The following is a 12628-nucleotide window of genomic DNA, read 5'->3' as shown; positions in this document are numbered from 1 at the left end:
CTGTCAGCGCCGGGCGTGGGGGTTGGTCGTGGGGGCATTCATCGGGCTGTGTGCCGGGATCGGGCTGTTGCTCGTCTGGCACGGATTCGCCGTGCCCACCCTCCCCCGGTCGTCGAAACCCTTCGCCGCGCGGACCAAGGACCAGCTCGACGAGGCCGGGTTGACCGGAGTCTCTCCGCTGCAGCTGTACGTGGGACAAATTCTCGCCGCCCTGGTCGTCGCGACGCTCACCCTCGTCGTCACCAGGTCCATCGCGGTGTCGGTGGTGTTCGCCATCTTCGGTGCGACCGTTCCCCGGCTGCTGGTGAACCGGCTCCGGCGGCGCCGCCAGGCCGATCTGCGCGAGCTGTGGCCCGAGGTGGTCGACAACCTGACCTCTGGCGTGCGGGCGGGTCTGTCCCTCCCGGAGGCGTTGAGCGCCATCGGTTCCCGAGGCCCCGAGGGCATCCGCGAGCCGTTCCGACGGTTCGGCAGCGACTACCGCACGACCGGTCGCTTCAACGACGCCCTCGATCGGCTCAAGAGCGCGCTCGCCGATCCGATCGGCGATCGGGTGTGCGAATCGCTGCGGGTGGCCCGCGAGGTCGGTGGCACCGATCTGGGCCGGCTGCTGGTGACGCTCTCTGCGTTCCTGCGGGAGGAGCAACGCACCAGGGCGGAGCTGCTGGCCAGGCAGAGCTGGTCCGTCAACGCTGCCAGGCTCGCCGTCTGCGCACCGTGGCTGGTGCTGGTCCTGTTGGCCACCCAGAGCACCACCCTGCGCGCCTACGACAGCGCTGTCGGCGGCATCCTGCTCGCCGGCGCCGCCGTCCTCACCGTCGTGGCCTATCGGTTGATGTTGCGGATCGGGCGATTGCCGGAAGAGCGGCGGGTGATGCGATGAATACGCCCATGGTGATCGGCGGCCTGCTCGGCGCGCTTGCCGCCACCGCACTCCTGACGCTGGTGTTCTCGCTCCCGCCGCTGCGCCGACGAGCGCTCGCGGATCGGGTAGCTCCGTTCCTGCAGGATGCGGAGATGCCGTCGAAACTGTTGCAGCGCAACATTTCCGGCGGATCACTGTTCACCCGGCTCGGCGGGCCCCTGTTGCGGGACCTGGTCGGTTTCCTGGACCGTTTGCTGGGTGGCCAGGCGTCGGTCCGACGACGCCTCGAGTCGCTGAACCGGCACGCCACTGTCGAGCAGTTCCGGATCGAGCAGGTGCTCTGGGGCGCAGGGGCGGCCGCGCTCGGACTCGGCCTGGGCGCAGTGGGCCTGCTGATCGGCAAGGTGAACCTGCTGATGGTGCTGGTCTTCGTGATCGGATTCGCGATCGCCGGGGTGCTCGGCCGCGACTGGTGGCTGACCCAGGCGGTTGCCAAGCGCGATGCCGCGGTGTTGGCCGAGTTCCCGGTGATCGCCGAGATGCTGGCCCTGGCGGTGACCGCGGGCGAGGGTCCGATCGGCGCAATCGATCGGATCACCCGGTTGGCCAAGGGTCCGTTGATCGAACAGCTGGCCGCACTGCTGGCCGAGACCCGTTCCGGCACACCCTTCCTCGAGGCCGTCACCGCGCTCCGGGACCGCACCGACCTACCGCCGCTGGCCCGATTCCTGGACGGCATGGCGGTGGCGATCGAACGCGGAACCCCGCTGGCCGACGTCCTGCGGGCGCAGGCGGCAGACGTCCGGGCACTCGGCAAACGCCAGCTGATGGAGACCGGCGGCAAGAAGGAGATCGCGATGATGGTGCCGGTGGTGTTCCTGGTCCTGCCGCTGACGATCGTGCTGGCCTTCTACCCGGGCCTGGTCGCCATCACGGAAGTGGCGCGGTGAGGAATGGACACTTCGCCCGGAAGTGCCGCCTCGCACCGTCATTCGGCCTGTGCGCGCACGCACCCCGCTACCTCGAATCCCACCACCACGAAACCCACCACCACGAAACCCACCACCACGAAACCCACCACGAGAGAGGAATCCGATGATGGAGAAATGGGCCACCCACGGGTTGGCATTCACCCTGACGATGCTGACTGCCCTGACCAGGCAGTTCGGCGAGCCGGAGCCGGAGGGACGGGAGGGCAGCGATCGCGGCGACGTCCCCGGGTGGGTGATGATCACCGTGATGACAGCAATCGTCGTCGTCGCGCTCGTCAGCATCTTCGGCAAGGAGGTGCAGGACGCGATCACCAAGGCGTTCAGCAGCGTCGGAGACTCCAAGATCGGCAAGTAGGCGGCGCCGAGCGTACGCAGCGGATCCCGGACCGGGACAGCGGCTCAGCGGTGGCCGAGTTCGCGATGGTCATCGTGCTGCTGATGATCCTGTTCCTGTCCCTGGTGTCGGTGGGGTTGTGGATGTACACCCGCACCGTTGCCACCGCAGCAGCCGCCGACGCTGCCCGCTACGTCGCCAACGCCGACATTCCGCCGGCCTCCGCCGCGGCCAAGGTGCGGGAGCTGCTGGGTGACGGGATCGTCGGCTCCACCGGCGAGCAGCTGAGCTGCACCGCCGTCGCCGACGGCGACCTGGTCGGGGTCACCTGCACGCTGCCCGCGCCGGGGATCGTCTCCCTGCTGGACGGTGTGCTGCCCACCATCACGGTCACCGGCCACAGCGTCCGGGAGCGCTGATGGACCGGCTGAGGTCCGTGTTCGGCCCGCCCGACGACGATCGCTGCGCCCCTCCGGCCGATCGCGCTCGGAGGGACAGCGGGCGGGCCATCCTGGAAGTCATCTTCGGCGCTGTTCTGCTGCTGATCCCGACCGTTTACATCCTGATCACCGTGTTCAAGTTCCAGGCCGCCACGTTCGCAGTCACCCAGGCCGCCAGGGACGTGGGCCGGGTCATCAGCATCAACTTCCCCTCCGGCAGCCTGTCGCAGGCACAGCAGGTGGCCGAGGTGGCCCTGGCGGACCAACAGCTGTCGGCGCGCAACGTGGTCATCCGGTTCACCGAGCCGGGTGCGTCGTGCGACGCCGGGTCGACCACCCTGCCGCCGCTGCGGGCCGGCTCCCGCTTCGATGTCTGCGTGACGACGGTCGTCGACCTGCCCGGTCTCCCCAGCGTCATCGGAGGCAGCAGAAACACCGTCACCGGGGTCTACTCGCTCGCCATCAACGAGTTCGTCGAAGGCGCCCAGGGATGACGGCCCGACCCCGGGTGACTGGCGATCGCGGTTCGATCACCCCGCTCATCATCGGCATGGTGCTGTGCCTGTTGCTGCTGGGATTTGGCGTCATCGCCATGGGGTCGGTGGTGCTGGCCAAGCGAAGCCTGCAGAACGCCTGCGACTCGACCGCCGACTACGTGACCGGCTCGACGACGCAGACCGACATCACTTCCGCTGCCGACGGATACTTCGACCAGCAGGCCAGTGCGGAGTTGCAGCGCCGGGTCCCCGCCGCCACCGTGTCGACAGGGACGCAGAACGCCTCCCTGATCGCCGTCTGCGCCGTGCAGGCACCGATCGCACTGGGCGGGCTGTTCGGCTCGCCGACGGTGTCGCTGCAGGTCCGCTCGGTCAGCCAGCTCCGCCGCGACTGATTGCCGCGCTCGCGGACCCCACGGTCGCCAACCACCCATGTTCGCGGACCCCACGGTCGCCAACCACCCATGTTCGCGGACCCCACGGTCGCCAACCACCCATGTTCGCGGACCCCACGGTCGCCAACCACCCACCTCCGCGGACCCCACGGTCGTCAGGACGCTCCCGCGACCGCAGCGTCGATGTCCGACCTGCGCGGCATGCCCTCTGCGGCGCCCTCCCGGGAAGCGGCCAGCGAGGCCGCCCGCACAGCGATCCGAGCGGCGTCCTGCACCGAGGTCCCCTCGGCGATCGCCCCTGCCAACACCCCGCAGAAGCAGTCGCCGGCGCCCGTCGTGTCGGCCACCGTGATCTTCGGGGCCGGGATGTAGAGGACGTCGTCGTCGGTGATCACCATCGCTCCGGCGGCGCCGCGGGTGACGATCACCGTCCTGGTCCCGGTGATCGACCTGGCGGCACGGACGATCTGGTCGGGCTCGGCGACGTCGTCGGCGCCCGCGAGGTGGGCCAGCATCGCGAGCTCGATCTCGTTGGCCACCAACACATCCGTGGCGCCCAGCAGGGTCTCCGGCAGCGATCGGGCCGGGGCGCTGTTGAGGATGCGGGTACCGCCGGCGAGTTCGAAGGTGGCCGCGACCGTCTCCAGCGGGATCTCCAACTGGCACAGCACGACGGCCGCAGACCGAACTGCCTCTGCTGCCGCGTCGATGTCGGCAGGCGTCACCTGCAAGTTCGCCCCGGAGCTCACGATGATCCGGTTCTCGCCGGAGGGTTCCAGCACGATCAGCGCCAGCCCCGTCCCCGCGTCGTCGCTGGTGCCGAGCAGTTCCGTGTCGATGCCCTCGTCGGCGAACACGCGGCGGATCTTCGCACCACCGGCGTCGTCCCCGAGTCTGCCCAGCATTCCCACGTCCGCCCCGAAGCGGGCGGCGGCGATGGCCTGGTTGGAGCCCTTTCCGCCCAGGCCCCAGTCGTGCGGACCGCCGAGCACCGTTTCGCCCGCTGCCGGGACCGTGGGAGTGCGCAGGCGCAGATCCTCATTGAGACTGCCGACGACCAGGACGCGGGATGAATTCACACCTGGGGTCTAACACATCGGGGGCGCGGGTCGGGGCAGGCCTCGGGACCCGTCCCTCGCATCGTCCCTGGCGAACGTCGTGGACCGCGCCGGGTAGCCTGGGATGTTGTGAATCCCGACGTTGCAGTGCAGATGGATCAGCTGGCCGCCACGATGACAACCATCGAGGCGGTGGTCGACGTCGGATCGCTGAAGGTGAAGATCACAGACCTCTCCGAGCAGGCGAGTTCGCCCGACCTGTGGAACGACCAGGAGAAGGCCCAGGCGGTGACGTCCGCGCTCTCCTACGCCCAGACCGAGGTCCGGCGGATCGAGGAACTGCGCCAGCGGATCGAGGACCTACCGGTGCTCTTCGAGCTGGCGGAGGACGACGCCGACACGCTCGTGGAGGCCGAGGCCGAGCTGAAGTCGGTGCACGCCGCGGTGGAGGCGATGGAGGTCCGCACGCTGCTGTCGGGTGAGTACGACCAGCGCGAGGCACTCGTGACGATCCGCTCCGAGGCCGGCGGGATCGACGCCGCGGACTTCGCCGAGATGCTGCTCCGGATGTACAGCCGGTGGGCCGAGCGCCACCACTACCCGACCGAGATCTACGACACCTCGTACGCGGAGGAGGCCGGCATCAAGTCGGCCACCTTCCAGGTGAAGGTGCCCTACGCCTACGGAACGCTGTCCGTGGAGCAGGGCACCCACCGCCTGGTGCGCATCTCCCCCTTCGACAACCAGGGCAGGCGGCAGACGTCGTTCGCCGGTGTCGAGGTGGTCCCGGTGGTGGAGACGAGCGACCACGTCGAGATCGACGACAAGGACCTGCGGGTCGACGTCTACCGCTCCTCCGGGCCCGGTGGCCAGGGCGTCAACACCACCGACTCGGCCGTGCGACTCACCCACCTGCCGACCGGCATCGTCGTGTCCTGCCAGAACGAGCGCAGCCAGCTGCAGAACAAGGCCTCGGCGATGACTGTCCTGCAGGCGAAGATCCTGGAGCGCCGCCGCCAGGAGGAGAAGGCGACGATGGATGCGCTCAAGGACACCGGCAACTCCTGGGGCAACCAGATGCGCTCCTACGTGCTGCACCCGTACCAGATGGTCAAGGACCTGCGCACCGAGTTCGAGGTCGGCAACCCCTCCGCCGTGTTCGACGGCGACATCGACGGTTTCATCGAGGCCGGCATCCGCTGGCGGCGCTCGGCGGACACCGAGTAGCCCTTCCGCACGACGCGAAACGGCCCCTCGTCCCACGTTCCCGCCGGACTGCTGCGGGGAATGCGGATCGAGGGGCCGTTCCAAGTCACGGGACGCTGGCCTTGGACGGCGGCCAGCGGACCTGGAAGGACGGTCAGCGGCTGACGCGGCTCCGGTTGCCCACGCGGGTGTAGATCAGCAGCGCGATGACAGCGCCGATGATCGAACCGATGAGGCCGGCGGGCTGGAAGAAGCCGTCCTGGGCGTCCTTGTGGAAGATCAGGTAGCCCAGGAATCCGCCGATGAACGAGCCGACGATTCCGAGCACGATGGTCATCGCGATGCTGATGTTCTGCTTGCCGGGGACGAGCAGGCGAGCGAGAGCGCCCGCGATGAGTCCGACGACGATGAGGGTGACGATGAGTCCGAGCATGAGTGCTCCTTGGTTCGAGGCACCGGTCCGGTGCGTGACGGTGGCTGACAGCTCGTCGGCCCTATCCATGAACAATGGCACCCCTAGGGCTGGTGCAGTACACCCCTAAGGGGGTTAACGTGGAACCATGACCTCCGCGAAGCTGCCGATCCTCATCGCACTGATCGACGACTACGACGTGGTGCTCACCGGGGTCGCGAGCATGCTCGACCGCTACCGCGACCGGGTGCTGGTGTCCGAGATCGACGCGAACAAGCCCCTCGAGGACACTGTCGACATCGCGTTGTACGACTCGTTCGCCCAGCCCGAGGCCGATCACGAAGAGATCGAGGTCCTGGTCCGCAGTGAGCGGGCGCGGAAGGTCGTGGTCTACACCTGGAACTTCGCACCCGGTCTCATCGAGACCGCACGGGACAAGGGTGCCGACGGCTATCTGTCCAAGACTCTGCCCGCCGCAGCCCTGGTGGCGGCGCTCGAGGCGGTGCATGCAGGCGAGACGGTGTTCAACGATCCGCCGGGACGCGCCCGTTCCTCACCCGCCCTCGACTGGCCCGGTCGGCTGCACGGCATCACCGACCGCGAGGCAGAGATCCTCGCCCTCATCACCCAGGGCAAGAGCAACGCCGAGGTGGCGAAGCTGACCTACCTGAGCCCGAACACGGTGAAGTCCTACATCCGCAGCGTCTACCGCAAGATCGAGGTGGAGAGCCGGACGCAGGCCGTGCTCTGGGGCGTTGAACACGGCTTCTCCCCCGACCACCACCGCATCGACCACTGGCGCGGCGGCCCCTGATCCCTCACTGATCGAGCGACGCAGGAGACGAGATCCCGCGGCCACACAGTGCTTGAGCGAGCGACGGAGGAGCCAGTCGAGATCCCGTCACTGGTTCAGACCCGGTGACGAGAATATGGACCTCGACCGCCGAAACCGCAGGCGCCCCTGCGCAAATGCCGCTCGAGGGCCACATCCTGGTCACTCAGCATCTCGCCCCCAGTTCACCGCGGATCGCGGGAATCACAAAAAACGGACCAGGTCGTCGGCGTGCGCCCATCCTCGGCGATCGAGCGAGCGACGAAGGAGCGAGTCGAGATCCCGTCACTGGTTCAGACCCGGTGACGAGAAAATGGACCTCGACCGCCGAAACCCCAGGCGCCCCTGCGCAAATGCCGCTCGAGGGCCACATCCTGGTCACTCGCACCGCGCCCGTGATCGAGTGAGCACCGGCGAGCCGAGATCCCGTCGCTCGACCAGCCGCTGCCCAGTTCTCCGGTTGTCGAGCAGCGAGGCACGAGCGTGACGAGACCGCGGAACGGCTCAGCCCGTGCTGCTGGTTGCAGCGCTCGGCGGCAGCGCGGAAGCGTTGAAGGTGATCTCGTAGCCGGCCGCCTGCAGCACGACCCCACCCCGATTGACAAACCACCACTTGTCCCGCGCCTGCAGGGCGACCATGAACTCCTTCTGCCCCGCCGGTGTCGGCTCGCACAATCGGCCATTCTGACTGAGCGCTACGGTCGTTGGAGCTCCACTCGACATCAAGGCTGCACTCGTACCGATCCAATTGCATCCGTCGTAGCCCTGCATGCCGGTCCGTGAGAGTTGCAGACGCATCGCCTGCTCCGGGTCCACCGGCCGAGAGATGGCGATCGGCTCACTGTTCGTGAGAATCTTGGTGACGTACCAGGTCTTCGAGCCGAGCAGCCGCGCCACATCCTGCCGGGACGGCGCAGCGACGATGAGCTGCGTCGATGGTGTCGAGTCGAAGGTCACCTCGTATATGCCCGCTCGAAGCACCAGATCGCCACCCATCATTGACCATGATTTCGACCCCTCCTGCAGAGCCGCATAGAACTCCGACTGACCTCCTGGGGGTGGTGAGCATTCCGTGCCGGCGTAACTCAATTGTGCGGGGACGGACGAGTTGCTGGTGACAATGGAAACGTCAGCGCCGATCCAGCCGCACCCGTCGTACGCCTCGATGCTGTTTCCTACGATTCGCAGCCGCATGGCTTGCTCGGCTGAAAGTGGTTTCGCGAGGTCCACTGCTTGACCATTCGTGAAGATCGCTGCCGCGTACCAGGTCGAGGTTCCGATGAAATCGACAACGTCCTGCTCGGACGACAACACAGTCGCGCTCGACGGGGGTCGGGCTGTCCGATCCTTGCTGAAGCTGATCTCGATGCTCCCGGAGGTCAGCACCAGCAGACCCCGGTCAAGGACCCAGGATTTGGGCCCGGACTTCAGCGCATCGTAGAACTCCTTGGACCCGACCGGATCCGGCCCGCAGGAATTGGCCGTCACGGTCAGGGCAACGGTGTTGGAGGGTGCACTCTCTAGCAGGGCTCTTGCGGCGTTGAACCAGTGACACCCGTCGTAGCCGCTCAGGCCATTGCCATCGAGCTTGATGCGCATGGAATCCTCGGCAGGCTGCGGCGCGCTCAAAGCCAAGCTCTTCCCCTGCGCGACGATGGCGACCCCGTACCAGGTGTCGCCCCCCAGGACGTCCTCCACATCGTCGACCGGCGTGACACCGGTTGATGCCGTAACAACCCCGTTCCCAGGCCCCGGCGGAGCGGACTCAGGGGCACGGATCAGCGGTACCGCGAGCAACACGGCAGCAGCAGCCAGACCCGCACCACCGACCGCGATCCAGCCGCGGACCGTCGTGCGACGGCGCACACGCATTCCCTCGACAGCTGCGGACACCCTGGCGCGCAACGTGTCCGACGCCTCTGCGCCGTCGACCGAGTCGCTCATCAGCTCGCGCAGCCGTTGCTCATTCATGGCCTCGACTCCTCGTCGCCGGAGATCTGCAGATATTCGCCGAGGGTCTGCGGCGCCGCCGCGCGCAGCGCCGCCAGTCCGTCGTGCAGCTGCGATCGCACCGTGCCCACCGAGATGCCCAGCACCTCGGCGATCTGCGCTCCGGTCAGGTCCTCGAAGAACCGGAGCACCACCACCGCGCGTTGCCGCGGCGGGAGCGCCTCGAGCGCCGAGAACAGGTCAGCCCGCAGCATCGCGCGCTCGTGCGAATCGGCAGTGGCACTCTCCGGCACCCGGTCGGTGGGTCGTTCGTCCACGACGGATCGGCGGCGAACGGTCGACAGGAACTCCCGCAGCACCGCCTGCCGCACGTACGGCAGCGGCGCGCCGCGGATCGACGACCACCGAGGCAGACACTTCGAGACGGCCGTCATCACCAGATCTTCGGCACTTGCGCTGTTGCCCGTCAACAGCAAGGCGACGCGGACCAGCCGGTCGAGGGAGGCAGCGAAGAACTCTGCGGGCTCGACGGGATCGTCGACCGGCATCACGTGCTCTGCCACTTCCTGCACCCCCGCCCGTCGGCCCATACCCACTCTGACGCATGGCGGCCCGGAAACGTTGGTAACCGGCCGCTCATCGAGCGAACGGCCTCAGTGCAGGCCACAAGGATTGGCATGTCGCGTAGAGAGCCCCGTGATGATCCGGACCGGTCTCGACTCCTTCGTCGCTCGACCGCCGAGACAGCCGCCCGACCACCGAACAGCCGCCCGACCGGCGCAGGTGAAGACGCTCCGGTCTCGTCTCCTGCGTCGCTCGAACAGCGTGCGATCAGCCCAGCATCAGATAGGGCGCGAACGCCGCCGGCGACTCCCCCACCGCCACCGCCTCCGCGAGCAGCACGGCGCCGTCGAGCGAACCGCCCACCGGCGGAGTCAACCGGCGCCCGGCCGCGGCCACAGCAGCCTCGAAGGGCTCACGCACTGCGGCCGACGACAACAGCCCGCCAGTCCAGCTGAGCACCGCGTCATCCGGCAGCGGCTCGGACGCGGCCAGCAGCGTCGCAGCCAGCAGACCACCCGCCTCGGCGCACAGCGTTGCCGCGAGCGGATCCTCATCGACCAGCGCAGTCACTCGTGGAGCGAACGCACCCAGCAGGGCTGGGGCGTCATCACGGGTCATCACCTGACGGGACCAGGCCATCACCGGACCGAAGTGCTCCTGCGCTGCCGACAGCAACGCACCGGTCGGGTGCCCCAGATCGACCGCGACCAACAGTCGTCGCAGGGTCTCGCAACCGAGCCAGGCGGCAGAGCCCCTGTCCCCCAACACATGTCCCCAGCCGTCCACCCGCCGATGCGCGCCGGCGAAGTCGGTGCCGAAACCGATCGCGCCGGTGCCGACCGCGATCACCGCACCCGGCCGTACCGCGCCCAGCGCCCCGACCAGGGACGAGACCGCGTCAGCACAGAGCACCGAACGCGCAGCGCCGAGGCCGACCACCGCGGCCAGCATCTCGTCGGGGTCGGCGAGCGTGGTGAACGACCGCGCAGCAAAGGTCAGCGCGTCGATCCGCTCATCAGCAGGCAGGAATCCGCGCACCGTCTCCACCAACGCGGGCAAGGAGACCCCACCGCTGCCGATTCGGATGCCGGGAGCGGACCGCACCCCGTCGCGGACATCGTCGCGGACCACGACGCAGCGCAGCCCCGAACCGCCAACGTCCACCCCGACAACGATGCTCATCGCACGTCAGCGGATCACTTGCTCATCCCCGCAGTCAAGCCGGCGACGATCTGCTTGGTGGCCAGCAGGAACAGCACGATCAGCGGGAGAGTGGTGATCACCAGACCGGCGAAGATGGCGGAGTAGTTCGCGGAGTTCTCCGCGAAGAAGCTCGTCAGCCCGACCGGCAGCGGGTACTTGTCCGAGTCTCGCAGCAGCACCAGCGGGAACAGGAAGTCGTTCCAGATCGGCACGAAGCGGAACACTGCCACCGTCACCACCGCCGGACGCACCAGCGGCAGCATGATCTTCACGAACGTCTGCCAGGCGTTGGCCCCGTCGATCTGCGCGGCTTCCTCCAGCTCCGCCGGCAGCTGGCGGAAGAACGTCGAGAGCACGAAGATCGAGAACGGTACCCCCGACGCCCCGTAGAGCAGCACCAGGCCGAACAGGCTGTTGATCAGACCGAGCGAGTCGAACAGGTAGAAGATCGGCAGGATCGCCAGATGGATCGGCATCATCAGGCCGGACAGGAACAGGCCCTCGATCACCCGGATCACCTTGGATCTGCTGCGGGCCAACGCATACGAGGCCATCGTTGCGACAACGGTCGACAACAGCACCGCACCGACCGTGATGATCACCGAATTGACGAAGTACTGTGCCATGCTGCCGTCGGTCCAGGCGGTCCGATAGCTCGAGGCGTTCGGCGGGAAGGGTGCGCCGAGCGGGTTCGTCACCAGATCCCGGTTGGTGCGGAAGGAGTTCCACACCATCAGCAGCAGCGGGATCAACGCGATGATCGCGTAGGTCCAGAGCGCCGTGCTGCCGATCCGGCCGCCGACCGGCGGGGTGATCGACCGTCGGTGCCGCGACTGCCGGGGATCCGGCGGGGTCGGTGCCGACGGGGTCGGACGGTCGAGGGTCGCGGTCATGACATCACCCTCCGCTCCACCCTGCGCAGCGCCCAGGTCGCCAGCAGCGCACCCCCGAAGATCAGCACGAACAACAGCGCAGCCATCGCCGATGAGGTGCCGATCCGGTTCGGATCACCCGACTCGAAGGCGGTGCGGTAGAACACCAGGGAGATGAAATCGGTGGCTCCGGCCGGACTTCCGGTGGATCCACCAACCGCGTACGGCAGCGCGAAGGCCTCCATCGCGAAGATGAACGTCAACACGCTGACGGTGCCGATCGCTGGGGTGAGCAGGGGCAGCAGGATGCGCCGGAAGGTCATCCAGTTGCTCGCTCCGTCCATCCGGGCCGCCTCCGACAGCTCTTCGGGGATGCCACCGAGTGCTGCGCCGTAGAGCAGCACCGGGAACCCGATCCACTGCCAGACGCTGATCGCGATCACCGCCCAGATCGCGAGGTCCGGATCGCCCAGCCACGGCAGTGCCAGCCCGTCGAGTCCGATCCCCTTCAGAGCAGCATTGACGGGTCCGAACGCCGGCGACAGCAGCAACGTCCACAGATAGCCGATGACGATCGGGCTGACCAGGTAGGGGATCGCGTACAGCACCTGCAGCGCACGTCGGGTGCTGCTGCGTCTGAACAACAGGAACGCGATCCCGAGGCCGACGGTGTTCTGGATGAGCATCGTGCCCAGGAAGAACAAGACGTTGTGCAGCAGGGCGATCGGGACCGTGGAGACGAACGGCTCAGCGGTGAACAACGTGCTGAAGTTGCCGAGTCCGACGAAGCCGCCACGCTTCGTGCCGCCCCACTCGAAGAGCGAGTACGACAACGCGGTGAACATCGGATACAGGATGAACACGCCGAACAGCGCCAGTGCGGGCAGCACGAACAACAACGCCGTACGCAGCGGCATCCCGGATCCCGCGCGGCCCCGGCGTCCCCCGGTGGCTCCGACGGCAGCGCGGCGGACGGACAGCGTCGGAGGCTCCGCGTCCGTCCGGGTC

15 protein-coding genes are annotated in these 12628 nt (G+C 67.8%); 8 read left to right on the top strand and 7 right to left on the bottom strand.

Going from position 1 to position 12628, the window contains the following annotated elements; all coding sequences use genetic code 11:
* The first annotated feature begins 28 nt into the window (after nucleotides 1-28).
* From ABLG96_RS07800 to ABLG96_RS07775, 6 genes are all read left to right on the top strand, one after another.
* Nucleotides 29-883, top strand: coding sequence for a type II secretion system F family protein (locus ABLG96_RS07800; RefSeq protein ID WP_353650797.1), 855 nt, complete (start codon nucleotides 29-31; stop codon nucleotides 881-883).
* Complete coding sequence (locus ABLG96_RS07795) at nucleotides 880-1815, top strand: type II secretion system F family protein (protein ID WP_353650796.1); 936 nt, start codon at nucleotides 880-882, stop codon at nucleotides 1813-1815. The genes ABLG96_RS07800 and ABLG96_RS07795 overlap by 4 nt, the downstream gene beginning before the upstream one ends.
* Nucleotides 1816-1960: 145 nt before the next feature.
* Entirely contained in the window at nucleotides 1961-2212 is a 252-nt protein-coding gene (locus ABLG96_RS07790) for a hypothetical protein (RefSeq protein WP_353650795.1), read from the top strand.
* Between the two features lie 50 nt (nucleotides 2213-2262).
* Nucleotides 2263-2610, top strand: coding sequence for a TadE/TadG family type IV pilus assembly protein (locus ABLG96_RS07785; protein WP_353650794.1), 348 nt, complete (start codon nucleotides 2263-2265; stop codon nucleotides 2608-2610).
* Complete coding sequence (locus tag ABLG96_RS07780; protein ID WP_353650793.1) at nucleotides 2610-3125, top strand: hypothetical protein; 516 nt, start codon at nucleotides 2610-2612, stop codon at nucleotides 3123-3125. The genes ABLG96_RS07785 and ABLG96_RS07780 overlap by 1 nt, the downstream gene beginning before the upstream one ends.
* Complete coding sequence (locus ABLG96_RS07775) at nucleotides 3122-3523, top strand: pilus assembly protein TadG-related protein (protein WP_353650792.1); 402 nt, start codon at nucleotides 3122-3124, stop codon at nucleotides 3521-3523. The genes ABLG96_RS07780 and ABLG96_RS07775 overlap by 4 nt, the downstream gene beginning before the upstream one ends.
* A 155-nt stretch (nucleotides 3524-3678) precedes the next feature.
* Here ABLG96_RS07775 and ABLG96_RS07770 read toward each other — a convergent pair whose 3' ends face one another.
* Entirely contained in the window at nucleotides 3679-4602 is a 924-nt protein-coding gene (locus ABLG96_RS07770) for a ribokinase (protein ID WP_353650791.1), read from the bottom strand.
* Nucleotides 4603-4734: 132 nt separating this feature from the next.
* Here ABLG96_RS07770 and prfB point away from each other — a divergent pair, with 132 nt between their 5' ends.
* Nucleotides 4735-5808: a peptide chain release factor 2 gene (prfB, locus tag ABLG96_RS07765; protein ID WP_353651424.1), complete on the top strand. Its 1074-nt coding sequence runs from the start codon at nucleotides 4735-4737 to the stop codon at nucleotides 5806-5808.
* Between the two features lie 133 nt (nucleotides 5809-5941).
* On the opposite strand, the gene ABLG96_RS07760 is transcribed toward prfB, so the two are convergent.
* Nucleotides 5942-6220: a GlsB/YeaQ/YmgE family stress response membrane protein gene (locus ABLG96_RS07760; protein WP_353650790.1), complete on the bottom strand. Its 279-nt coding sequence runs from the start codon at nucleotides 6218-6220 to the stop codon at nucleotides 5942-5944.
* Nucleotides 6221-6347: 127 nt separating this feature from the next.
* Here ABLG96_RS07760 and ABLG96_RS07755 point away from each other — a divergent pair, with 127 nt between their 5' ends.
* On the top strand, nucleotides 6348-7013 hold the full coding sequence (locus ABLG96_RS07755; RefSeq protein ID WP_353650789.1) for a response regulator transcription factor: 666 nt from the start codon (nucleotides 6348-6350) through the stop codon (nucleotides 7011-7013).
* Between the two features lie 522 nt (nucleotides 7014-7535).
* Here the strand turns inward: ABLG96_RS07755 and ABLG96_RS07750 are convergent.
* The 5 genes from ABLG96_RS07750 to ABLG96_RS07730 all read right to left on the bottom strand — a co-directional run bounded on the left by ABLG96_RS07750 (nucleotide 7536) and on the right by ABLG96_RS07730 (nucleotide 12537).
* A complete protein-coding gene (locus ABLG96_RS07750) occupies nucleotides 7536-8831 on the bottom strand; it encodes a hypothetical protein (protein WP_353650788.1) in 1296 nt (431 codons plus the stop codon).
* A 167-nt stretch (nucleotides 8832-8998) separates the two neighbouring features.
* Nucleotides 8999-9544, bottom strand: a complete 546-nt coding sequence (locus tag ABLG96_RS07745; protein ID WP_353650787.1) for a SigE family RNA polymerase sigma factor — start codon at nucleotides 9542-9544, stop codon at nucleotides 8999-9001.
* A gap of 268 nt (nucleotides 9545-9812) precedes the next feature.
* On the bottom strand, nucleotides 9813-10727 hold the full coding sequence (locus ABLG96_RS07740) for a BadF/BadG/BcrA/BcrD ATPase family protein (RefSeq protein ID WP_353650786.1): 915 nt from the start codon (nucleotides 10725-10727) through the stop codon (nucleotides 9813-9815).
* 14 nt (nucleotides 10728-10741) lie between these two features.
* Nucleotides 10742-11641 carry a carbohydrate ABC transporter permease gene (locus ABLG96_RS07735; RefSeq protein ID WP_353650785.1) on the bottom strand — a complete coding sequence of 300 codons (900 nt, stop codon included), beginning with the start codon at nucleotides 11639-11641 and terminating at the stop codon, nucleotides 10742-10744.
* Nucleotides 11638-12537: a sugar ABC transporter permease gene (locus ABLG96_RS07730; protein ID WP_353650784.1), complete on the bottom strand. Its 900-nt coding sequence runs from the start codon at nucleotides 12535-12537 to the stop codon at nucleotides 11638-11640. Before ABLG96_RS07730 ends, ABLG96_RS07735 begins: the two co-directional genes overlap by 4 nt.
* Nucleotides 12538-12628 lie beyond the last annotated feature (91 nt).

It is taken from the genome of Nakamurella sp. A5-74 (assembly GCF_040438885.1).
GTDB lineage: Bacteria > Actinomycetota > Actinomycetes > Mycobacteriales > Nakamurellaceae > Nakamurella.
Note: the sequence above shows the minus strand (reverse complement) of the source record. Positions and strands in the feature narration are given on the sequence as shown.